Source organism: Gilliamella apicola, assembly GCF_000599985.1.
In the GTDB taxonomy this organism is placed as follows: domain Bacteria; phylum Pseudomonadota; class Gammaproteobacteria; order Enterobacterales; family Orbaceae; genus Gilliamella; species Gilliamella apicola.
On record NZ_CP007445.1, the window covers coordinates 1,443,175 to 1,466,362 of the forward strand.

A 23,188-nucleotide genomic window follows, 5' to 3' on the forward strand; every position below is an offset into this window, starting at 1 on the left:
TCGTTTATTTTAGGAATCAATACATGTCATTTGACTCTCTTGGCTTAGATGCCGAGATTTTAAAAGCAATCCACGAACAAAACTACACCGAACCCACACCCATTCAACAACAAGCTATCCCAGTTATTTTATCAGGTAAAGATCTAATGGCCAGTGCTCAAACAGGGACGGGCAAAACAGCTGGCTTTGGCTTACCAATTTTACAGAAGTTAGTTGAACAACAAGCAAAAGCAAATAATCATTCTCAACCTAAAAAAGGCAAACGTCCATTATATGCTTTGATCTTAGCTCCAACACGTGAATTAGCAGCTCAAATTGGAGAAAATATTCGTGACTACAGCCGATATTTACCGATTCGTTCTTTAATCGTGTTTGGTGGCGTAAGCATTAATCCTCAAATGATGAAACTACGCGGTGGCGTCGACATTTTAATTGCAACTCCTGGTCGTTTACTCGATTTAGTGCATCAAAACGCAGTAGATTTGTCATCGGTTAAAGTGTTAGTATTGGATGAAGCCGATCGTATGTTAGATATGGGTTTTATTCACGATATTCGGCGCGTGATTGCAAAATTACCTAAAAAACGTCAAAATTTAATGTTTTCGGCGACTTTTTCAGATGAGATAAAAGCTTTAGCGCAAACCATTTTAAAATCACCTGAATCTGTTGCTGTGGCAAAAACGAATAGTGCATCAGAACAAATTACCCAGTATGTGCATCGGGTAGATAAGCGTCGTAAACGTGAATTGCTCTCTTATTTGATTGGTAAAAACCAATGGCAACAGGTATTAATTTTTACCAGAACCAAATATGGAGCTAACCATCTCGCTGAACAGCTAACCAAAGATGGTATTAAAGCTTCAGCGATTCATGGTAATAAAAGTCAAGGCGCTAGAACTAAAGCTTTGGCGGACTTTAAAAATGGTCAAATTAGGGCATTGGTGGCAACTGATATTGCTGCCAGAGGTTTAGATATTGAACTATTGCCTTACGTTGTCAATTATGAGCTACCACAGGTGGCAGAAGATTATGTGCATCGTATTGGTAGAACAGGGCGAGCTCAAAATCAGGGGCAAGCGATATCATTAGTTTGTATTGATGAGCTTGCTCAATTAAAATCAATTGAAAAATTGATTAAAAAACCGATTCCAGAAATTTTTACTCAAGGATTTGAAGTCGATCCTCGAATTAAAGCGGAGCCGGTAAAAAAAGCGATAGCAAAGGGTGCTCCAGCAAAAAGAAGACGTGTTGATAAAACGCGGACTTCCAAAAATAATCAGAATAGTATGAAGCAATCTAGCCATCATACATATTCTAAAACTAACTAAATTATCTAAAGTAGAAGGATATTATTATGGCTAAGGTAAATCGCAGTCGTCGTTTAAGAAAAAAATTACATATTGATGAGTTTAAAGAGTTAGGTTTCACTGTGAGTTGGTCATTTGACGAGGGTACTAGTGAAGAAGTCATTGATAATGTTGTCGATCAATTTATTATTGAAGCGATACAAGCAAATGGCTTGGCTTATGAAGGAAGTGGATATTTAAGCTGGAAAGGGATCGTCTGTACTCAAAAACTAGGTAATTGCACAGAAGAAAACCGTGACGTTGTCACTAAATGGCTTGAAAGCCACGGCTTAAAAAATGTCAAAACTAGCGAATTAATTGATATTTGGTGGGATGAATTAGATTTCTAATTTTTAAACGTTAAATTAAAAATAGCCACAAATGTGGCTATTTTTATTGAAAGATACCTTTGCTTTACTCAATTCCTTGACTACGCAAGTAATCCTCATAATTACCCGTATAATCAATCACTTTTTCTGGCGTGATTTCGACAATTCTCGAAGCAAGCGAACTAACAAATTCACGGTCGTGTGATACAAAAAATAGTGTTCCTTGATAAAGCTCTAATGCCATATTTAATGATTCAATTGACTCCATATCTAAATGGTTAGTTGGTTCATCCATCACAATAATATTTGGACGTTGCATCATTAATTTACCAAAGAGCATACGTCCTTTTTCACCACCAGATAGGACTTTAACTTGTTTTTTAATGTCATCTTGTGAAAATAATAAGCGACCTAAAATACTGCGTACAGCTTGCTCATCATCGGTTGGTTGTTTCCATTGACTCATCCAATCAAACACAGTTAGATCTTGTTCAAATTCATATTCGTGATCTTGGGCATAATAACCAATATTGGCATTTTCAGACCATTTAATATCACCTTGTTCTGGCGTTAGTTCACCCATTAGTGTTTTTAGTAAAGTTGTTTTCCCAATACCATTCGTCCCTAAAATAGCCACTTTTTCACCGACTTCGACCATTAAATTTAGATTTTTAAATAGTGGTCCGTTATCAAAGCCTTTAGTTAAGTTTTCAACAACTAGAGCATTACGGAATAATTTTTTGTCCTGCTCAAAACGAATAAATGGATTTTGTCGGCTTGACGCTTTAACTTCTTCAAGTTTAATTTTTTCAATTTGTCTTGCCCGAGAAGTCGCTTGTTTAGATTTTGATGCATTCGCACTAAAACGACTGACAAAAGATTGCAGTTCACTAATTTGAGCCTTTTTCTTGGCATTATCGGCTAATAAACGTTCTCTAGCTTGCGTGGATGCAGTCATATAGTCATCGTAGTTACCTGGATAGATTCGAAGCTCGCCATAATCCATATCCGCCATATGAGTACAGACCATATTTAAAAAGTGTCTGTCATGTGAAATGATGATCATTGTGCTTTCACGTTCATTTAAGGTATCTTCTAACCAACGAATGGTATCAATATCCAAGTTATTGGTTGGTTCATCTAATAATAAGATATCCGGATTAGAAAACAGAGCTTGGGCTAAAAGTACTCGCAATTTCCAACCTGGCGCGATTTCGCTCATTAATCCATAATGTTGCTCAATTGAAATACCGACTCCCAGCAGTAATTCACCCGCACGGGCTTCAGCACTGTAACCATCCATTTCGGCGTATTGAGTTTCTAAATCGGCGACTTTAAAACCATCCTCTTCGCTCATTTCTGGAAGTCCATAGATGCGATCACGTTCTTGTTTGATTTGCCATAATTCAGTATGCCCCATTATCACAGTATCAAGAACAGTATATTCCTCAAAAGCAAATTGGTCTTGGCGTAATTTACCTAATCTTTCATGTGGATCTAATGCAACATTTCCTGATGTTGGTACTAAATCACCACCAAGAATCTTCATAAAAGTCGATTTGCCACTTCCATTGGCGCCAATTAATCCATAACGATTACCATTGCCAAATTTAACAGATATGTTTTCAAATAAAGGTTTACTGCCAAATTGCATTGTGATGTTATTTGTACTTAACACTAAACTTTTCTCTCGCTTTAAATATATTTTGCTTTAAAGAAATTTATCTCTTTAAGCAAAATCGTTGAAATGTGATTTGGCGCACATTATGCCATAAAATAGCTTTTTTGAGGAACTTTGATTTTTTTAACTGCATAAGTTATCAGTTAGGCGATTATGTCTTAAGGTTTATTTATATTACAAATTATTAATATCTATATTTAAAAAATAATGAATCAATATATGGATAGAATGATTAATCCTTTTAGTCATTGTAATCAATTTATATTTCAAAAGGTTTACAACTGATAGATGAATTGTTACGATGCGTGCCTATTTATTACTATTTAACTCATTTTATTATGTTTTATCTTATCTTTGTGACTTTGGTTTGGTCATTCTCGTTTAGTTTTATAGCGGTTTATTTAAGTGGTCAAGTTGATACTTGGTTTGCGGTCGTAATGCGTGTTTTACTTGCGTTTATTACTTTTCTGCCTTTTTTACGCTTCAGAAACATTCAACTAAAAACGATGTTACTTTTAATGGGCGTTGGTGCTTGTCAATTAGGAATTATGTACTTTTTTTATTATAATTCCTTCCAATATATTTCTGTACCTGAAGTGTTACTGTTTACTATTTTCACACCGATTTATGTCACAGTTATCTATGATTTATTGCAACATCATCCGTTACGGTTGAGTTATCTTTTTACTGCCATTATAGCCGTAATCGGAGCGGCTATTATTCGTTATGACCATATTAGTACAAATTTTATCATTGGATTTTTATTAATTCAGGGAGCCAATATCGTTTTTGCTTTAGGGCAGGTTGGTTATAAAAGAATTATAGAAGTTTACCCATTACCACAACATCAAGCTTTTGCGTGGGTCTATTTAGGTGCGGTTATTGTTGCAACAATTGGCTGGCTATTATTTGGTGATGCATCTAAATTGCCAACTACTAATGTACAATGGGGCATTATTATTTGGCTTGGCGTAATTGCTTCGGGATTGTGTTATTTTTTATGGAATTATGGTGCGACTAAAGTCGATTCCGGAACATTAGCAATTATGAATAATGTTGTCATTCCAACTGGCATTTTAGTTAATGTAGTGATTTGGCATCAGTCACTTGATTGGGGGCGTTTTATATTAGGTAGTGTAGTTATTATTTTAGCATTAATCCTACACTACAAAATTAAAAATCGTTCTTCAAACTAAGGTAAATGGGTCATAATGGATAATATCAACGGAGTTGTCACAGATGATAATGCCGTTGATATTAATAAACTTGATGCAATAGGACCTTGCAATACCTCAAACTGCCTTGCCATCATATAACAATTAATGGCAATGGATACCGAACTTAATAATACGACAACTTGTAACTCTAAAGTCGGTAATCCTAAAAGTTTACCAACAATATAGGTTACAATTGGTAAAATCGCTAATTTTAAAATACAGATCGAACCAGTGATCAAAAACTGGTCACGTATTTTATATTCCGCAAGTCCCATACCTAATACAATAAGTGATAAAGGTGCAGTCATATCACTAACCATTTTCGTTGATTGATTGATAAAATTAGGTATTGGTAAACCGATATAATTAACTACAATTCCTGTGAAAATACCAATAATAATCGGGTTTTTTGATACATTTTTTAGTGCCTTTATAAAACTGCGCCCAGAGAGTTTACCCATTTGTACAAACTCAATTGATACCGTCGCTAACGTCCATAATATTAATGCATTGAATATAACAATGATGGCGACAATGGGGATAGCTTGATCGCCGAGTAACATTTTTATAATTGGGATACCAACAAAGACAGTATTTGTGTATATGCCTCCCATTGCAAATAATGTGCTTTGAGAACCATTTAGTTTAAATACTTTCGATGCAATTAAGCAACCAATAGCAAATACGATAAACGAACCACCAAAAAATACCAATAACAGTTTAATATCAATTTCTGACTGTTCAGAAAAGTGACTCATTATCTGAAATAACATTATCGGAAATGCAATATAAAAGGTAAATTTAGTTAAACTGTCAGTTACCGTTTTTTGCCATCGGCCTAACTTTACAGCTAAAAATCCAAGCAATATTAAAATAAATAAGGGCAGAGTAGATAAAAACTGTGCCCATAATGTTATCAAAAAATTCATAGAGATTATTTTATTGGTGATTACGAATAAAGTACCAATCTAATTCAGTTGACCGTTTCGAGTCAAATTGATAACCAGAAAGATTAAAATCTTTAATATCATTACTCTTATCAATGCCATTTTTTATAATATAACGGCTCATAAGCCCACGTGCTTTTTTGGCGTAAAAGCTAATCACCTTATATTCGCCTTTGCTTTGATCTAAAAAAATGGGTTGAATAATTGTAGCTTTCAACTGTTTGGGTTTAATAACTTTAAAATATTCATTTGACGCTAAATTGATTAAGGTTGGATGAGTGGATTTGCTGAGTTCCTTATTAAGATGATCGGTTAGATGATCGCCCCAAAATTGATAAAGGTTGCTGTTATTGCCATTTTTTAAACGTATGCCCATTTCTAAACGGTAAGGTTGTATTAGGTCAAGCGGTCTTAATACACCATAGAGTCCAGACAGTATTCGTAAATGTGATTGAGCAAATTGAAGATCATTATCATTAAAATCTTCTACATCAAGCCCTTCATAAACATCTCCTTTAAAAGCTAATATCGCTTGCCTTGCATTATTTAAATTAAAATCAGAATGCCAATTTTGGAAACGTTCATGATTTATTTCAGCTAATTTAGGACTAATAGACATCAATTTCGCTAAATCATCAACTGTTAATTTTTTACAGTCAGTGATGAGTTTTTCTGAATACGAAATAAATTGTGGCAAAGTATGTTTTTGAGTTATTAATGGTCTTTGATAATCAAGCGTTTTAGAAGGAGAAATAATCGTTAGCATAAGCGATTGCCTATTGTAATTTGCATAGTTTGGGGTTATTTTACACCTAATCAACCAAAAGAGGAGTGATAAAATGAATCCAACCAAAAAAGATATACATGATATTCGTTCTTGGGCTAGTGTTCGTGAAACTTCTATTGAGATTGCCGAAGCTATTTTTGAATTAGCTAATGATGATGAAAAACTAGCAGAACAGATTTGGGAAGAAGGTAGCGATGAAGTATTAAAACTCGCTTTTGCTAAAACCAAAGCAGATAAGCTCTTTTGGGGTGAGCAAACTATCGAACGTAAAAACGTTTGATTTATCACATAAATCACGAATTTAAATAAATTTTCTGTTATCTATAGGATATTAAGGTTTTATGAAAATAATAAAATTAATGACTATATTTATTATTTCTATGCCGCTACTAGCTTTTGCTAATTCAAAATAAGCTGATTTAAACCAATTTGAATTACACCTTTACTGTGGTAACAATACTCCTTTTAGAAAGCGAGCTGACTGAATGTTTAGAAGAGTTTTTTCATACTAGTCAAGCGAGTTTGATAAATCACAGCAGGAATTTTTTTTAATGCACTTTCAAATTGGGATGAAGACAAAGAGCACATCGTAATTGCTAAAAATAGACCCAAAAAATCTAATAAAGAATTTATTAAATATCGTGATTTACAGTGTGACTTTGCTTATTCGTCAGGTGGTGGAGCAATTGATAGTGCTTTATTTAAATATGTTTAAATTCTCTTGTCTGGCCGAACTAAATTTTCAACGAGTAAAACTACTTGATCTTTATTGTTCACAATTAAGCATTGTTATAAATGAATAATTAAAGCTTATGTATTTTTATTCTCGCTATTTACTGAGACATGTAACGAAAGATTGATTTAGTTATAAAATTAATTTTTTAAGGATTAAATAAATTTTGTGTTATCTATAGGATGTTAAGGTTTTATGAAAATAATGAAATTAATCACTTTATTTATTATTATTACACCATTATCTGTTTTTGCTAATTTGAAATATGCTAATTTAAATCAATCTGAATTACGTAGATACTGTGGTGAAAAAGTTTTTTCACAAGTAGATGTAGCTTATTGTTTAGAAAAGATTTTTTATATAAGTGAAGCTGAGTTAGATAAATCGCAATGGAAACTTTTTAATGAACTTTCTAAATGGGATGAAGGTCGAGATTACATTGTACGTGCTAAAAATAAACTTAAAAAGTCTCACAAAGAATTTATTAAATATCGTGATAGAGAGTGTGATTTTGCTCATTCGTTAGGGGGAGGAGCAATTGGTTTAAATAAAATCACGTATTCTTGCCTAACTGAACTAAATTTTCAACGAGCAAAACTACTTGATCTATATCGGTCTGAGTTAATCATTGTTATAACTGAATGACCAAAAGTTATGTAGCTTATTCTCGCTATAGTGAAGCATGCAACAAAAGATTGAAATAATTATGAAATTAACTTTTTTAGGAACAAGCGCAGGTAAACCAACAGATGAGCGTAATGTAAGTAGTATTATGCTTGATGTCAGACAAGAAAGAGGGCGATTGTGGCTTTTTGATTGCGGTGAGGCGACTCAAATGCAAAAGGCAAACTTTAGTTTATCCAAATTAGAGATGATTTTTATAACACATTTGCATGGCGATCATCTATTTGGTTTACCAGGTGTTTTAACTACACGTTCATTAATCCAAAATCAATCGGAACTAACTTTGGTTGGCCCTAAAGGCATCAAACAATTTATTCAAACTGTGATTGATATTAGTTATTCTTGTCTAACTTATCCTTTAAATATCATTGAACTTGAGCAAGATGGTTTAGTATTTGAAGATACTAAATTTCAAGTCGAAACTAAATTATTAGCGCATCGAGTACCATCTTTTGGTTATCGTGTTATTGAAAAGGATTTGCCACCTACCTTAAATATCAAAAAATTACACAAAGATAATATTAATACTGGTTCACATTATGCCTATTTAAAAGAAGGTAAAACAGTAACACTCGCCGATGGTCGTGTCATTGATGGTCGTAATTATCTTGGTGATTTTAAACAAGGGAAAAAATTGGCTATTTTAGGCGATACAATACCTTGTGATGCTTCTATTGAACTAGCTAAAGAGGTTGATGTACTTGTGCATGAAGCAACACAAGAAGATGCATTAGAACAAAAAGCAATTGAACGCGGTCATTCTACCACCGTTCATGCGGCTATGATTGCTAAACAAGCCAATGCTAAAAGATTGATTATGACGCATATAAGCCCTCGATATTCCCTCAATGACAATGCCAAATTAGTTAATGAAGCTAAGGGTATTTTTAGCCATACTGAAATCGCGACTGATTTTGCCTCGTTCCAAGTATAGAAAAGTATGCCGACATTATCGGCTAGTTTGCTGGTGTTTCAATTAGTAATGAAATTTCGCAAGAAAAGGTAATTGAGCCTAAGAATTATAGAAATTTGTAAAAATTATTCAGGAGTCTATACTGTTTAATTTTTTATTAAGAATAAAATCATTAAATACCAATTACATTAGAAAAACTTAATAAATATGCAGTATATTTATTAAGTTTTTAGTCCACAGTCCACAGTAGATTTATTTAGTAATAAGCATGAATGAACTTTAATGACCTATTTTAAATTAGCATTCCCAATTTTTTCATCCAATTCACATAATCATCTGCACTTTTATCTATATCTGTTTGTGTAATTTTATCTGGATAGTCTGGCTCATTATTTGCACCATAAATTGCAAAAATGGGCTGATAATCAGCCTGAACGTAATTTATTGTTAATTCGAAAGGTTTTAGAATTTGCTCAAGGGTATATTTATAATGTCCTGTTTGCGAATAGTCTGCTTTCTTTATACCTGCGGAAACAGCTAAACCTACCTTTTTACTTCTTAATTTATCACCTAAGGCACCAAATGCCCATCCATAAGTGAAAACTTCATCCAACCATTGTTTTAATAATGGCGGACAATTAAACCAATATATCGGAAATTGAATTACCAAATTTTGATGATTTTCAATTAAGTTTTGTTCGAAACTAGGGTCTATTTTATAAGAAGGGTAATAAGAATATAGATCATGTATGGTTACTTGTTCGTGATACTGATTTAATCTTTTAACCCAGCATCGGTTAACACTTGAAGAGGCTAAATGTGGATGGGCAACAATCACTAAAGTGCGTTTCATTGTGAAATATTCCTTCTATATTATTATCAATAATTCAGTCATACTAATATTAATACGATTAATTTTGAAGTACGGTAATTACTGTTATGTACTATCTTTATGGAAAGTGTCAACATGGAAAATCATCATTGTGCCGAAGAGCATTTTGAGAATAGTGGATTTAATTACACACTCTCAATGATTCGAGGTAAGTATAAAATTGTGATTCTTTATTGGTTAAACGAGAATCAGCCAACAATGCGATTCAATGAACTTAAACGAAGCATTAATAATATTTCTTTTAAAACACTGAGTAATACCCTAAAAGAGATGGAAAAAGATAAATTAATTTTTAGAAAAGAATATCCGCAAATTCCACCTAAAGTGGAATATGGGTTATTAGAACGAGGTAAATCTTTAGTTCCTATTTTAGATATGCTTTGCCAATGGGGAAATAATCATAAAGATGACCCATTATCATAATCTGAAAAAACTTTATCCGCCGACATGGTCGGCGTATTTATATGACTAAAGACAGAAATCTTTAATTAAATTTTCAATAGTTAATTTTGTTGGTTTTATAAAATCCATCGAAATAAATTCGTCAGGTTGATGAGCTTGTTCAATCGATCCTGGTCCTAAAACAATGGTTGGAGCAATTTGATTTAAATAGGGGGCTTCAGTACTGTAATTGACAGTTTGTGCTTGATGACCGACTAATTTTTCAATGTGTTGTAATGCTGGATGATCTTTTTTACACTCATAGCCTGGAATTGGTGATACTTCATACTCTATAGCAATACGATTAGGGTACTTATCCATAACCGGCTGTAATGCTTCGCATAATGCATTATGAATCGAACCAACATCATTATCTGGTAATACGCGTATATCAATAATCAATTCACAACATCCGCATATACGATTGGCTGCATCACCACCATGAATTACACCTAAATTTAGAGTTGGGTAGGGCACACTAAATCCTTCATTATGATATTGTTCTTTAAATTTTTGTTTAAGCAGTAATAAACGTTCAATGACTAAATTCATAATTTCGATAGCGTTAATGCCTTTGTCTGGATCGCTTGAGTGCCCAGACTTACCAATAACTTTAATCGAATTAGATAAAAATCCTTTATGGGCACGAATGGGAATTAATGAAGTTGGTTCTCCAATGATGGTGCAATCGGGTTGTAATTGTGTTTGTTGGGCAAAAAACGATGCGCCCGCCATCGAAGTTTCTTCATCGGCAGTGGCAAGTACATAAATTGGTTTAGTCAGTTTTTTTAGGTCTATATCTCGTAATGCATCTAAAATAAAAGCAAAAAATCCTTTCATATCAGCCGTACCAAGCCCGTATAAATTGTTATTTTCTTCGGTTAATTTGAAAGGATCTTTTGTCCATTGTCCCTCGTCAAAAGGGACAGTGTCACTATGGCCACTGAGTAATAATCCACCTTGTGTGCTATTTTCATCATTTGTGTATGTCGCCAGCATATTATATTTATCACGAGTATTTGGAACAGGTTGTATATCAATAGTAAAGCCCAAATCCGAAAACCACGATGCTAATTTATCGATGAGTAGCTTATTGGAGTAATCTAATTTTTCATTAGTAACATTGCTAATTGTCGGGGTTGAGATAAGTTCATTATAAAGTGTTAAAAAAGATGGAAGAGCCATAAAAATCACCTTTAAAAAATAGTCAATATGTCCTTTAATGATTTTATAAGAATAGCACTTAGATGATTAATTGCATATCAAGGTATTTAAAATAATAATTTAAATTCAAATTTTTAACATTTCTTGCTGTTAGCAATTGCGTTTATTTTATTTATAAAAAACTTTTGTTATTATTTAAACCATATGGATATAGTTTGCAAAAATTTATTATTCATTTAGTCTTTATAAAATTAATTATATTCAAACAAGGCATTCTTCATGAAAAAAATTAGCAAGAAATGGATCATTATCGCCCTTATCGTTGTCGTACTTGGGTTTGTTTTGTGGCAACAATTCAAAACCGATGGTTATGGAGCCGATTTCATAAGTGGTAATGGGCGTATAGAAGCAACCGAAATCAACATATCTACCAAACTAGCAGGTAGAATTGAAAAAATAAATGTTGATGAAGGTGAATTTGTCACAGCAGGTCAGCCTCTAGTTATCATGCAAACTGATACTTTGCAAGCTAAGTTAAATGAAGCTCAAGCTCAACATCGTCAAGCAATGAGTAATGAATCCACTTCAAAAGCTCAAGTTGCCTTAAAAATGAGTGACAAAGTAGCTGCGTTAGCAGGTGTTACTCAAAAAGAAAGTGATTTAGATATTGCGAATAAACATTTACAACGAACAGCTACTCTTTACCAAAAAGGCGCTATTTCGGTTCAACAATTTGATGATGATACCGCCAAAGTCAATAGCGCGAAAGCCGCTTTAGATTCTGCTAAATCCCAAGTAGCGGCTGCCGATGCAGCAATAGAAGCTGCGCAAGCGGGTGTTGAAAGTGCTCAATCAGAAATAAACGTTGCTTTAGCAAATATTAAACAAATTCAAGCGGATATAGATGACAGTACTTTGACCGCACCTGTTGATGGACGTATTCAATATCGTATAGCCCAACTTGGCGAAGTTTTGCCTTCAGGTGGTAAAGTTTTGAACTTGGTAAATTTATCAGATGTTTATTTAACATTCTTTTTACCTGAAACTATTGTAGGTAAAGTCGGTATTGGTGATGAAGTTCGATTAGTTCTTGATGCTTTACCAGATAAAGCTATTTCTGCCAAAATTTCATTTGTATCAAGTGTTGCACAATTTACTCCTAAAACGGTAGAAACAAAAGATGAACGTCAAAAATTGATGTTTAGAGTAAAAGCACAATTAAGCCCTGAACTTTTAAGATGTTATATTACCTACGTTAAAACAGGTCTTCCTGGTGTTGCTTGGGTAAGACTTGATCCTAATACGGAGTGGCCTTCAAAGTTATCTGATGTTGCGAAATGCCAAACACAATAATTGGAGATAGCAAATGTCAGAATCTGATAAAAAGGATTTAGCCTTACTAGCTGAAGGTAAAACCCTTGATGATGCTGTAGTAAATGTTAGTAATGTAACATTAAAGTATAAAAATACCTGTGCACTAAATGATATCAGTATTGCAATCCCACCAAGATGTATGGTGGGATTGATTGGGCCGGATGGGGTTGGTAAATCCAGTCTATTATCATTAATTTCTGGGGCACATGTTATCCAAGAAGGATTAGTGTACGTTCTCGATGGTGATATGAAAGATAAATCACATCGAAAAAACGTTTGTACACGTATTGCTTATATGCCACAAGGATTAGGTAAAAATCTATATCCTACACTTTCGGTTGAAGAAAATTTACAATTTTTTGCTCGTTTATTTGGTAATGATGCAGCAGAAAGACGACGCCGTATTGATGATTTAACTAAAAGTACAGGCTTATATCCTTTTTTATCCAGACCAGCAGGTCGTCTTTCTGGTGGTATGAAACAAAAGGTTAGCTTATGTTCTGCTCTGATTCACGACCCTGATTTGCTTATTCTTGATGAACCGACAACGGGTGTCGATCCACTTTCTCGCGCGCAATTTTGGCAATTGATTAATAAGATTCGTGAACAACGACCACAAATGAGCGTGATTGTCGCAACAGCCTATATGGATGAAGCGCAAAACTTTGATTGGTTGGTGGCAATGTATGGCGGTAAAATCCTTGAAACGGGCACGCCACAAGCATTATTAGCCAAAACGGGTAAAGATAATTTAGATGATGCCTTTATTCAGTTAATGCCCGAAGATGCGAGAGAAGGTTATGAAGCTGTCGAAATCCCTCCATTGAATTTAAATCAAGATTTGCAAGTAGCGATTGAAGCTAAAGACCTAACCAAACAATTTGGCGATTTTATTGCAGTTGATCATGTTAATTTTTCAATAAAACAAGGTGAGATATTTGGCTTTTTAGGATCAAATGGTTGCGGTAAATCAACAACCATGAAGATGTTAACTGGATTATTACCAATATCATCAGGTGAAGCGTGGTTGTTTGGTAAACCGGTCGATGCCAGTGATATTAATGTTAGACGTCATTTAGGTTATATGTCTCAAGCGTTTTCGCTTTATAGTGAATTAACCGTTGAACAAAATCTAATTTTACATGCTCGCCTATTTGGTATTGAAGAAAGTAAAATACCAGCGAGAGTGAATGAATTACTCAAGCGTTTTGGTTTAGAAAATGACGTAAAAAGTTTACCAGAAAGCCTACCTTTAGGTGTTAAGCAAAGACTTTCTTTATCAGTTGCAGTGGTTCATAATCCTGAAATTCTTATTCTGGATGAACCTACATCAGGAGTCGATCCTATTGCTCGTGATGACTTTTGGCGTTTGATTATTGAGCTTTCTCGAAAAGATAAAGTAACCGTATTTATTACCACCCACTTTATGAATGAGGCCGCTCGTTGCGATAGAATTTCATTAATGCACGCTGGTAAAGTATTAGCCAGCGATACGCCTGACAATATTATTCATTCCAAAAATGCCAACACTCTTGAAGAAGCGTTTATCCGTTATTTAGTTGATGCCGGTGCAGATGATACAAATATGGATGAAAAAGAAAGTGAAACATCCAAAACTGTCCCTAATGAACAAGTTAAGGTAACCCAACAAGATACCCATCATTTACAAGGATTTAGCTTAACTCGTATGGTTGGCTGTTTGTGGCGCGAAACATTAGAATTATCACGAGATCCTTTGCGTGCTTTATTAGCCTTTTTAGGTTCGGCCATTTTAATGTTGGTTATGGGTTATGGTATCACCATGGATGTACAGGATTTAAGATTTGCTGTGTTAGATCGTGACCAAAGTATTACCAGTCAAAATTATACCCTTAATCTTTCAGGCTCTAAGCGCTATTTTATCGAAAAACCGCCGATCCTTGATTATGATGATATGGATCGAAGGATGAAAAGTAATGAGATCTCTTTAGCTATCGAGATACCACCTAATTTTGGACGTGATATACAACGTGGAGATCCCGTTAATATCGGAATTTGGATTGATGGTGCTATGCCGTCTAGAGCAGATACGGTTAAAGGATATGTGCAAGGTATGCATCTTGCTTGGTTAAGTGAAAAGATAAAAACAACAACTGGAACGGAATCGAGCTCATTGGCAAACATTGAAACTCGATATCGTTATAATCCAGATGTTAAAAGTTTACAAGCAATGGTTCCGGCTGTAATTCCAATTTTATTATTAATGATTCCATCCATGTTAGCGGCATTATCCGTTGTTCGCGAAAAAGAGATGGGCTCAATCATCAATTTATATGTTACTCCTGTAACAAGAACTGAGTTTTTATTAGGTAAACAAGTTCCTTATATTGTTATCTCTATGCTTAGCTTCTTATTACTCTTGATTATGGCTGTCACTATATTTGATGTACCGATAAAAGGAAGCTTCCTGACATTATGTTTAGCTGGATTAGCTTATTGCATTATTGCAACAGGGTTTGGATTGCTTGCCTCGACAGTAACACGTAGTCAAGTTGCGGTTATATTTTTGACCACGGTTGGTACCATGTTACCTGCAATACAGTTTTCAGGATTACTTAATCCAGTAGCATCCTTAGAGGGTATTGGGCGATATATAGGAGAAGTTTATCCAACAAGTCATATGCTTGTTATTGCGCGAGGCGTTTTTAATAAAGCATTAGGACTTTTTGATTTACATAATTCGATATTTATATTACTCATTACTATTCCGATTATACTTGGTGCAAGTATATTCCTCCTTAAGAAACAAGAAGGATAGATATTATGCAAGGTTTTATTAATATTTATCGCTTAGGTATTAAAGAATTATGGGGATTAATTCGTGATCCAATCATGCTGTTTTTAATCGCCTACTGTTTTTCGGTTGATATTTATTCTGCTGCAACAGCGACTTCTGATTCGCTTCATCATGCTTCGATTGCTGTGGTTGATGAAGATGATTCACCTTTATCAAGACAAATTATTGCAGCGTTTTATCCTCCAATGTTTAACAAACCCATCAAATTAAATTCAATGGATGTTGTTGACCGTGGTATGGATACCGACACTTATACCTTCGCGTTAAATATACCGCCTAATTTTCAACGCGATGTATTAAATAATCAAAGTCCTGAAATTCAACTTAATGTTGATGCAACACGAATGGCACAGGCATTTGTTGGAAATGGCTACATTACTCAAATTGTGAATAACGAAATAACAAAATATTTTAATCAAATAGATAAACCGACCAGTTTGCCAGTTAATATTGAAGTTCACGCTGCGTTTAATCCAAATTTAACTCGATCTTGGTTTGGTTCGGTTGTTGAAATTATTAATATTGTCACTACTTTGTCGATTATTTTGACTGGTGCAGCATTAATGAAAGAACGCGAGCATGGAACTATCGATCACTTGCTTTCAATGCCTGTTACACCGTTTCAAATTATGATATCTAAAGTTTGGTCTATGGGGCTTGTCGTTCTTGTTTCAACGTGGGGCGCACTTTTAGTTGTTGTTCAGGGTTTGTTGAATGTACCAATTGAGGGTTCTATAACACTATTTTTGATTGGTGCTGCTCTGCATTTGTTTGTAACAACGTCACTTGGTATCTTTATGGCTACTGTCGCCAAATCAACAGCACAGTTTGCAATGTTATTCATTTTGATTCTTTTGCCATTACAGATGCTTTCTGGTGGTAGTACGCCACGTGAAAGTATGCCTGAAATGGTTCAAAATATTATGTTGTTTGCGCCTACTACTCACTTTGTTGAATTAGGGCAAGCTATTTTATACCGCGGTGCGGGCTTAAGTGTAGTTTGGACTTCTTATGCTTGGTTATTAGCCATTGGTTGTGTGTTCTTTCTTATTGCCCTTAAACGTTTCCGTAGTTCAATTGTTAATATGGGATCATAAGATCCCATATTTTCATAATATGACAAAATGATTCATTTTGTATCTTTTTGACTTGTTATTCTTTTTCATCTTTATTTTTGTAATAGACACATCTTTTTTATTTAAATTAAAAGTATCTACACTGAATAAGATTTCGGCAATGTTAAAGTAACCCATTCGATTTATAAAATTATAAAATCAGCTATTCATTTCATAATATAATAAAAAATCACATTAAGTTATATGGTTATATAAATATAACGCAGGAATTTTTCATAACAACACGTACAATATCTTTAATAAAAAACCAAAATATAATCTTTTAGAGCTAGACAATAATATTCAATATAAATAGATCATTTATGTTTATTTTGAAAAAATGAATCATTATGTGAATAGAAATGTTACTTATTTTTATAAATTAGAAATGAAAAGGACAATCTCTGGTATCACTCAAATAAATGGATTTACACATTATTTTTTATTTATCAATTAATTATAATTAAGGATATGGTACAAATCCTAACATAATTTCAAGCTCTAATACTATCTTGTTAAATTTAATTATTAAAGTTATGTAAGTAAATTGAAATGATTTGTTAATAAAATGAATTTAATTGTGATTTTTTTTGTAAAATTAATTGTTATAATTTGCCACATACCACAAACGAGGTGAGTATTAAATAATACCAACATAGTAGTTTGAGATTAGGTATTTACAGTAATACTATCATTTTATGGATATTTTGATAGTTAAAAAAAATCAGTATTGATCTTTTTAGTTCTAAAAGGAATTAGTTCTAAAAAGAATTAGTTCTAAAGGGAAATAGTTCTAATAAAAAATATCTGATTTAGGTGGAATCAAAGTAAAGGTCATTTTTGGCTTATTACTCATGGAAGATTTGGTATCACTAAAAACCTTTGCAATTTTGCCATGGAAGGCATTATTGCAAACTCCAACTTAGCTGTTTTAACGTTATTAATTTTTCTTGTCCAGGTCTTGATTCCACTGATGCTTTTTGTATAGAACTCTAATATTAATTATTCTTAAAATAAATCCTCAAAATCTTACTTTAATAGACTAATTTATTGATAACTGTGTTACATTTATCAATGTGTATTTGAAAATTTATCTCAAAAATATTAATTTTTTAAAATGATACAAATTTTTAATTGGTCTAACTTTATCCAACAAAACAGTATACCATTTTAAAAAAATTACCAATTTAATAAGTATTTTTATATTAATAAACGATTAATGCCGCTTAGTATTTTTTAACTCTTTTGGTGATAATCCAAAATAAGCTCTAAATCGTTGAGAAAATCGAGCAGTAGATGAATAGCCAACCATTGTGGCAACATGTTCTGTTGAAAGACTTGATGTTTGTAATAAGTGAAGCGCACGTCCCATTAGCACTTTTTCTTTTATTTTTTGGATGTTTTCCCCTTCAAATTTTAATTTGCGATATAACGTCGCTTTACTCATGCAGATTTCTTTACTCACGTCATCTATTGTAATTTTTTTATTGTCATTTTTTTTAAATATCTCGATAACTTTTTGGGTTGTTTCCTTTTGATTAGGCAGGTGAGCTAAGTTTTGATAACCCGAACTAACTAATAAGTTGATGATCTCTTTTCTTCGGTTTTCTATTATATCTTCTGTCGCCCAATCTAAGCATTCAATAAGTTGAGATATGCATTTGTATAAAGAACTATTAGCGTTACCGAATGTGTATGTTTCAGATTTGTTAGTATTATTATTTATTGAATTATTATCAAAATCAGAAAATTCAAATTCAACGAGTACCGCAAGATAATTGGTATTGGCAGGAATATTTCGCATATTCATTGTTTGTACATCAGTAAAAAAAACAAAATTACCAACATTGCACGCGACTTTAGTTTCGTTACCAACGATTTTACAACCATTTAATACTACAACAAGCAGTGGTTTTAATATTGGTATATTAGACAGATCCTGTTGTAGCCTTGATTTATAAGTTGAAACACATTTTTTATCATCCAATGTAGTACTTAAAGTTTTGAGTCTTTCTATTTCTAATTCTGTATTTTTCATCCTAATCAATCCGTTCTTATGTTATGGTCAATTATTGAGGATATTCAATATCCAATGCTAGAATATATGTTACTCTTGCTCGTATTATATATAATAACTGTTATTATTTTTAGTTATTTATTTCACTAATGGTAATTCATTCCAATCAGTAGTATAACGCTTACTCAATAATTGACGTTTTATTTGCCAAGGAGCTGACTTTTGTATTCCTCCTAATTGGATCGTATTTTTACCCATTTTTTGATTGATGGTATCAAGTGTTTTCATAAGTTTGTCATTTTTATGCAGTGATGGATTTGCTAATGGAGTAGCAAAACAGTCTAATTGAGAATAGCGGTTTTTTATTTTAAGATCCAGCAACATTACCCCTGATTTCATAAATAGAAAATCTTGCTTATATATTGCCAACAAACCTTTTTGTGCTGCTCTAATAATTAATCGTGAGTCATCGGTTGGAAAAGAAAGTGGTACTACAATTGATGGATGATATTGGTTTGAATTGTCACTAAAGCGATTAGTTTTTAAAAAAACCAGAATAGCACTAGCGACAGATTGTTGTTGTCTAAGCTTTTCAGTTGCACGGCTCGCATGCAGACGAATCGCTTCTTGTAAATCAAATAATTTACTAGTTAAACGACCAAAACTGCGTGATATCATGATATTTTTCTTTGCAGTGGATAGGTCATCTAACTTAATACAATTAATACCTTGTAATTCTAATACTGTTCGTTCTAATGTTACCGAAAAGTTATTCCTAATATATTTTAGATTAGCTTGACGCAGGTCCCATGCAGTATGAATATTGATTCTGTTTAATTTGTTTGCAATATGTCGACCCACGCCCCAAATATTATTAATTGAAAATGTTTCTAATATATTTTTTAGTGATTTTTCATCCGTGGGTAAGCAATAAATATTTTGATAAATGGCTTGTTTTTTGGCTATATGATTAGCTAACTTTGCTAAGGTTCGCGTTGGTGCAATACCGATACTAACAGGAATACCCGTATCTCGTTTTACAACATTTTTTATTTTTAAGCAATGTGCTGTTATATCTGCAAATCCATCTAATCTAATAAAAGCTTCATCAATAGAATAGAGTTCAATATTAGGGGTATGGTTTTGTACTGTATCAAATACTCGCTGACTCATATCACCATAAAGTTCATAATTTGAACTTAGCAAAATAATTTGTTTACGAATTTTAGATGGGATCTGATAAGCAGGCATTCCCATAGGTATTAATGGTTTCAGTTCGTTTGAACGGGCAATAATACAGCCATCATTATTGGACAAGATCCCAATGGGTTTTCCTTCTAATTTGGGATTAAAAACGCGTTCACACGAAGCATAGAAATTATTACAATCAATTAGGCCAATCATACATGTGCTCTTTTTCGTAGTGAATGAATGGTATGTATAACAATTCCCCAAATATGAACATCTTTACCCACTAAGGGAATTGGTGGATAAAGAGAATTACCTGACAATAAATGATGTTGGTTGTCAAATATTCCAAGACATTTACATGTTAACTCACCATCAACTGCGGCTACTACAATATCACCAATTTTAGGCTCCAAAGAACGATCAACAACTAATAAATCACCACTAAAAATACCATAATCGATCATAGAATCGCCTACGGCTTTAATATAATATGTTGCGCTAGGATGCTTTACTAAGTGTTCAGTCAAATCAAGTTTAGTTTCCAAATAGTCATCCGCAGGGGAAGGAAATCCAGCTCTTACTGGTGTATCAATTAAAGTTAAGTAATTTTTATCGGCAGTATTAACCATGCCAAGTACCATACAATTATTACGCAAGTACGTTCTCCTTAAAATTAACATATAAATCTACTTCGTTGTGTTATGGACATAGGGTTATAGAGATATTAAAAAACCAATATATGTATAAATATACAGTATAAAATAGCTGATTCAAAAATTTTTGATTGTAAAAAAATAGAAATTGAGCAAAAAAACGCAATTGATATTAAGCCACCGCTAACATTTTTGGAATTTCCAATTTTTATGGGATTAAAAATAGTAGGGCAAAGATAAGCAGTTTTTAACTTAACAATAGTCAAAATGACATTATTGATTTTGTCATGTCACATAGATTGCTTACATTGAATTAATTATTCATTTATAGTTTAAAAACATAATTCACTATCTATTATGTTAATTATTTATCTTGATAATATAAAGAGCAGTAATCATGTGTTGTTGTCATGCTTTTATATAAACAAATTAAATCAGTTTTTTAACTATAAAATTAGTAGCTTTTTATTGTTAATAAAGTGTTATAAAAAGCAGCAAAACAAAAGGATTAATGGGTAAATTAACTTTTACCATAATTTAACACGCATTTTCTTCATGACTTTATTTATTGATTTTTATAAAATAAAAATTCTTTATTTAGACCCATCAAATCAAAATTGAATGATTTTTTATTCTTTTTAAGATAGGTTGCAGACCTTGCTTAACACAAGTTAAAAAAGAATAAGTATAATACCGCGCAATTTACAGAATTTTCCATTTGAAATAACAAAGGTTGACATATTAACAATGTATTCAGTTAAGCTTACATCATGTAAAACAACATTTAGCAATATAGAATTTCAACAAACAAACATGCCTTTTTACATGTAATAAATATATTCAACTTTGTTATCCGCTTTAGCTCGGTCTAAAAAATATCTAATCAAAAATTACCGAACAATTACCGAATTTGTATTTCAAGTAATATTATTTTAGGAGTTTTAAAAAAATGAATCTAATCTGGTCTGCAGTTGGACAAGTAGTAAGTTCTTGTCTTCCGGTTTTTTTACTTATTTTTCTTGGTTGGCTGTGTGTACAGCAAGGAATATTTACGAAAGATTCTAAAAAATTATTATCTGGACTTGTATCTAACTTTGTATTCCCAGCATTACTATTTGTGCATACATCACATGCTAAACCATCGCAAATATTCAATGGTATTTGGATGATTGCCTTTTTCTGCACGATGTCATTTTTATGGATCGTTTGCTTTTTAGTGAATAAATACGTTCTACATAAAGATCTAAAATCAACAGCCATGAGTTCAATGCTATGCTGTTTCCCAAATATGGGCGGAATGGGTGTTCCATTCTTAACTTTAATGTTAGGTGCCTCATCCACAATTTCTGTTGCAGTTGCTAACTTTGTTGTGGCATTGTCGTTAATTCCTATGACTATTTTTCTATTAGAATTATGTGACACCAAAATATCAGGAGGTAAAGTAACGGGTGCAATGGTCTTTAGTGCAGTAAAAAGTTCACTTATGAAACCAATGTTCTTAGGCGTTATCCTTGGTTTAGTGGTGAGTGTGACTGATGGTACTACTTGGATGCCACACTTCATATTTAACACTTTTGATATAATGTCTAATGCTTGTAACTTCATCTCGTTAATTGCAGTAGGTGTGGGCATTTACGGTGTTAAATTAAAAATGTCAAAACCACTTATGATTAACGTAGTTTTAAAAAGCTTCTTTACGCCAGTTGTTGCGTTAATTGCTGTACATTTATTTGGTATCACAGGAATGGAAGCAGAAGAGTTAGTCTTCTTACTTGCAATGCCAACGGCATCAACAGCGGTTATTTTGGCTTATAACTGGAATGTTGAACAAGAACATGCATCAAGCATTTTCTTTGCTTCAACAGTATTATCAATTTTTATATTACCAACATTATTACTTATCATGGAATATACCATTCCAGGTGTGCAATAAGCATTTATAATCGATCCGAACCGCCTCATTTAGCTCGTCTAAATGGGGCTTTTTTATTGATTTTATCATTACTAAAAATTGCTATTTCTTAATTTTATTTATATTTTTATTCATATCGTTAAGTTATTTATTAAAAATAAAATACATTATAAATGTGGTCAGAATTTTTTAGTTTATTTGTGACTAAAACTAAAAGGACAACACTAAATGACGAAAATTAAATATAATCATTTTGTTATTTAAAATTGCGAAATAATTGTCTAACTATAAAAGGATGAAGAACAGAAACTGGCATCATATATAATTTTCCCCAAAAGTTATGATTATTAACTGAAGCAATAAGATACAACATATTTGAATCCTCACTATTATTAATAATCCGTAAACATAGACAAACATCAAGATGCGAATCTTTTACCTGTAATGTGAGTTTATCTGGAGTCTGTTCAATAATTGTAAAAAAATGGAGGGTATTTGAAGTTTCAAGATTGTGATGGTGTAGCTCAGGCTTATTAAATCCATGAACAGGTTTAATTCCAACTAATCTAACTAAAAAATCTCTTATTTTAAATAGAAACTCTAACCATTTAGGCTGATAAGATGTCATTATTTTATAAGCATCAAGTGCCGTAATATTTTTTGCTATGGCAATTGTTTGATAATCTAAATAATCTATTTTTTCATCAACTAAGGTAATATTGTTAGGTAAGACAGCTAATATTTGCTGAATATGCTTCTGTTTCATTTTTCTATATTTGATACAATAAGTTAAATTTCTAGCAAAATAACTAATTTAATTTTAAGCCAACTACTCAATATTGATTATGTGACATTGCTATTATGACACTATACCATTACTTTTACTAGTAATGATAAATTTCTGTCATTGAGTCGTTTTTTAATCAAAAACTAGTTTTGTCTTAACTTTGTTAAAT

19 protein-coding genes and 1 pseudogene are annotated in these 23,188 nt (G+C 32.7%); 11 read left to right on the top strand and 9 right to left on the bottom strand.

Features of this window, described 5'->3' with window-relative positions:
* Positions 1–23: 23 nt before the first annotated feature.
* Both rhlE and GAPWK_RS06725 read left to right on the top strand, forming a co-directional pair.
* A pseudogene (rhlE, locus tag GAPWK_RS06720) lies at positions 24–1,283 on the top strand (ATP-dependent RNA helicase RhlE); the annotation flags it as partial.
* A 71-nt stretch (positions 1,284–1,354) separates the two neighbouring features.
* Positions 1,355–1,696: a YggL family protein gene (locus tag GAPWK_RS06725; protein WP_025315490.1), complete on the top strand. Its 342-nt coding sequence runs from the start codon at positions 1,355–1,357 to the stop codon at positions 1,694–1,696.
* 64 nt (positions 1,697–1,760) lie between these two features.
* Here the strand turns inward: GAPWK_RS06725 and GAPWK_RS06730 are convergent, their stop codons facing one another.
* Positions 1,761–3,353, bottom strand: a complete 1,593-nt coding sequence (locus GAPWK_RS06730) for an ABC-F family ATPase (RefSeq protein WP_025315491.1) — start codon at positions 3,351–3,353, stop codon at positions 1,761–1,763.
* 341 nt (positions 3,354–3,694) lie between these two features.
* Here GAPWK_RS06730 and GAPWK_RS06735 point away from each other — a divergent pair, with 341 nt between their 5' ends.
* Positions 3,695–4,552, top strand: a complete 858-nt coding sequence (locus GAPWK_RS06735; RefSeq protein WP_025315492.1) for a carboxylate/amino acid/amine transporter — start codon at positions 3,695–3,697, stop codon at positions 4,550–4,552.
* Here GAPWK_RS06735 and GAPWK_RS06740 read toward each other — a convergent pair.
* Complete coding sequence (locus GAPWK_RS06740; protein ID WP_025315493.1) at positions 4,549–5,502, bottom strand: AEC family transporter; 954 nt, start codon at positions 5,500–5,502, stop codon at positions 4,549–4,551. The genes GAPWK_RS06735 and GAPWK_RS06740 overlap by 4 nt on opposite strands.
* A gap of 10 nt (positions 5,503–5,512) precedes the next feature.
* Positions 5,513–6,286, bottom strand: coding sequence for a peroxide stress protein YaaA (gene yaaA, locus GAPWK_RS06745; protein ID WP_025315494.1), 774 nt, complete (start codon positions 6,284–6,286; stop codon positions 5,513–5,515).
* A 73-nt stretch (positions 6,287–6,359) separates the two neighbouring features.
* Here yaaA and GAPWK_RS06750 point away from each other — a divergent pair, with 73 nt between their 5' ends.
* The 3 genes from GAPWK_RS06750 (at position 6,360) to rnz (ending at position 8,658) form a co-directional block, all read left to right on the top strand.
* Positions 6,360–6,587, top strand: a complete 228-nt coding sequence (locus tag GAPWK_RS06750) for a YccJ family protein (protein WP_025315495.1) — start codon at positions 6,360–6,362, stop codon at positions 6,585–6,587.
* A gap of 648 nt (positions 6,588–7,235) precedes the next feature.
* Positions 7,236–7,685: a lysozyme inhibitor LprI family protein gene (locus tag GAPWK_RS14215; protein WP_025315496.1), complete on the top strand. Its 450-nt coding sequence runs from the start codon at positions 7,236–7,238 to the stop codon at positions 7,683–7,685.
* 61 nt (positions 7,686–7,746) lie between these two features.
* Complete coding sequence (gene rnz / locus GAPWK_RS06760) at positions 7,747–8,658, top strand: ribonuclease Z (protein ID WP_025315497.1); 912 nt, start codon at positions 7,747–7,749, stop codon at positions 8,656–8,658.
* A gap of 271 nt (positions 8,659–8,929) precedes the next feature.
* On the opposite strand, the gene GAPWK_RS06765 is transcribed toward rnz, so the two are convergent.
* Complete coding sequence (locus GAPWK_RS06765; RefSeq protein WP_025315498.1) at positions 8,930–9,490, bottom strand: NAD(P)H-dependent oxidoreductase; 561 nt, start codon at positions 9,488–9,490, stop codon at positions 8,930–8,932.
* Between the two features lie 114 nt (positions 9,491–9,604).
* On the opposite strand from GAPWK_RS06765, the gene GAPWK_RS06770 reads away from it, so the two are divergent.
* On the top strand, positions 9,605–9,952 hold the full coding sequence (locus GAPWK_RS06770) for a winged helix-turn-helix transcriptional regulator (RefSeq protein ID WP_025315499.1): 348 nt from the start codon (positions 9,605–9,607) through the stop codon (positions 9,950–9,952).
* A gap of 45 nt (positions 9,953–9,997) precedes the next feature.
* Here the strand turns inward: GAPWK_RS06770 and argE are convergent, their stop codons facing one another.
* Entirely contained in the window at positions 9,998–11,155 is a 1,158-nt protein-coding gene (gene argE, locus GAPWK_RS06775) for an acetylornithine deacetylase (RefSeq protein WP_025315500.1), read from the bottom strand.
* A gap of 258 nt (positions 11,156–11,413) precedes the next feature.
* Here argE and GAPWK_RS06780 point away from each other — a divergent pair, with 258 nt between their 5' ends.
* From GAPWK_RS06780 to GAPWK_RS06790, 3 genes are read left to right on the top strand one after another with little or no spacing between them, the layout of a single operon-like run.
* Positions 11,414–12,487, top strand: coding sequence for an HlyD family secretion protein (locus tag GAPWK_RS06780; protein WP_025315501.1), 1,074 nt, complete (start codon positions 11,414–11,416; stop codon positions 12,485–12,487).
* Between the two features lie 13 nt (positions 12,488–12,500).
* Positions 12,501–15,305, top strand: coding sequence for a ribosome-associated ATPase/putative transporter RbbA (rbbA, locus tag GAPWK_RS06785; RefSeq protein WP_025315502.1), 2,805 nt, complete (start codon positions 12,501–12,503; stop codon positions 15,303–15,305).
* 5 nt (positions 15,306–15,310) lie between these two features.
* A complete protein-coding gene (locus tag GAPWK_RS06790) occupies positions 15,311–16,441 on the top strand; it encodes an ABC transporter permease (protein WP_025315503.1) in 1,131 nt (376 codons plus the stop codon).
* Positions 16,442–17,675: 1,234 nt separating this feature from the next.
* On the opposite strand, the gene GAPWK_RS06795 is transcribed toward GAPWK_RS06790, so the two are convergent.
* The 3 genes from GAPWK_RS06795 to GAPWK_RS06805 all read right to left on the bottom strand — a co-directional run bounded on the left by GAPWK_RS06795 (position 17,676) and on the right by GAPWK_RS06805 (position 20,323).
* Entirely contained in the window at positions 17,676–18,497 is an 822-nt protein-coding gene (locus GAPWK_RS06795) for a helix-turn-helix transcriptional regulator (RefSeq protein WP_025315504.1), read from the bottom strand.
* Between the two features lie 117 nt (positions 18,498–18,614).
* On the bottom strand, positions 18,615–19,880 hold the full coding sequence (locus GAPWK_RS06800) for a Y-family DNA polymerase (RefSeq protein ID WP_038517306.1): 1,266 nt from the start codon (positions 19,878–19,880) through the stop codon (positions 18,615–18,617).
* A complete protein-coding gene (locus GAPWK_RS06805) occupies positions 19,877–20,323 on the bottom strand; it encodes a LexA family protein (RefSeq protein WP_025315505.1) in 447 nt (148 codons plus the stop codon). Before GAPWK_RS06805 ends, GAPWK_RS06800 begins: the two co-directional genes overlap by 4 nt.
* Positions 20,324–21,269: 946 nt before the next feature.
* Between GAPWK_RS06805 and GAPWK_RS06810 the strand changes: the two genes are divergently transcribed.
* Positions 21,270–22,253 carry an AEC family transporter gene (locus tag GAPWK_RS06810; RefSeq protein WP_025315506.1) on the top strand — a complete coding sequence of 328 codons (984 nt, stop codon included), beginning with the start codon at positions 21,270–21,272 and terminating at the stop codon, positions 22,251–22,253.
* A gap of 235 nt (positions 22,254–22,488) precedes the next feature.
* Here GAPWK_RS06810 and GAPWK_RS06815 read toward each other — a convergent pair whose 3' ends face one another.
* Entirely contained in the window at positions 22,489–22,998 is a 510-nt protein-coding gene (locus GAPWK_RS06815) for a DUF2867 domain-containing protein (RefSeq protein WP_025315507.1), read from the bottom strand.
* Positions 22,999–23,188 lie beyond the last annotated feature (190 nt).

Bases quoted from the DNA above. Each gene is read 5' to 3' on its own strand.
- GAPWK_RS06725 (WP_025315490.1), top strand. From the start codon at position 1,355: ATGGCTAAGGTAAATCGCAGTCGTCGTTTAAGAAAAAAATTACATATT.
- GAPWK_RS06735 (WP_025315492.1), top strand. From the start codon at position 3,695: ATGTTTTATCTTATCTTTGTGACTTTGGTTTGGTCATTCTCGTTTAGT.
- GAPWK_RS06740 (WP_025315493.1), bottom strand. From the start codon at position 5,502: ATGAATTTTTTGATAACATTATGGGCACAGTTTTTATCTACTCTGCCC.
- yaaA (WP_025315494.1), bottom strand. From the start codon at position 6,286: ATGCTAACGATTATTTCTCCTTCTAAAACGCTTGATTATCAAAGACCA.
- GAPWK_RS06750 (WP_025315495.1), top strand. From the start codon at position 6,360: ATGAATCCAACCAAAAAAGATATACATGATATTCGTTCTTGGGCTAGT.
- GAPWK_RS14215 (WP_025315496.1), top strand. From the start codon at position 7,236: ATGAAAATAATGAAATTAATCACTTTATTTATTATTATTACACCATTA.
- rnz (WP_025315497.1), top strand. From the start codon at position 7,747: ATGAAATTAACTTTTTTAGGAACAAGCGCAGGTAAACCAACAGATGAG.
- GAPWK_RS06765 (WP_025315498.1), bottom strand. From the start codon at position 9,490: ATGAAACGCACTTTAGTGATTGTTGCCCATCCACATTTAGCCTCTTCA.
- GAPWK_RS06770 (WP_025315499.1), top strand. From the start codon at position 9,605: ATGGAAAATCATCATTGTGCCGAAGAGCATTTTGAGAATAGTGGATTT.
- argE (WP_025315500.1), bottom strand. From the start codon at position 11,155: ATGGCTCTTCCATCTTTTTTAACACTTTATAATGAACTTATCTCAACC.
- GAPWK_RS06780 (WP_025315501.1), top strand. From the start codon at position 11,414: ATGAAAAAAATTAGCAAGAAATGGATCATTATCGCCCTTATCGTTGTC.
- rbbA (WP_025315502.1), top strand. From the start codon at position 12,501: ATGTCAGAATCTGATAAAAAGGATTTAGCCTTACTAGCTGAAGGTAAA.
- GAPWK_RS06790 (WP_025315503.1), top strand. From the start codon at position 15,311: ATGCAAGGTTTTATTAATATTTATCGCTTAGGTATTAAAGAATTATGG.
- GAPWK_RS06795 (WP_025315504.1), bottom strand. From the start codon at position 18,497: ATGAAAAATACAGAATTAGAAATAGAAAGACTCAAAACTTTAAGTACT.
- GAPWK_RS06800 (WP_038517306.1), bottom strand. From the start codon at position 19,880: ATGATTGGCCTAATTGATTGTAATAATTTCTATGCTTCGTGTGAACGC.
- GAPWK_RS06810 (WP_025315506.1), top strand. From the start codon at position 21,270: ATGAATCTAATCTGGTCTGCAGTTGGACAAGTAGTAAGTTCTTGTCTT.
- GAPWK_RS06815 (WP_025315507.1), bottom strand. From the start codon at position 22,998: ATGAAACAGAAGCATATTCAGCAAATATTAGCTGTCTTACCTAACAAT.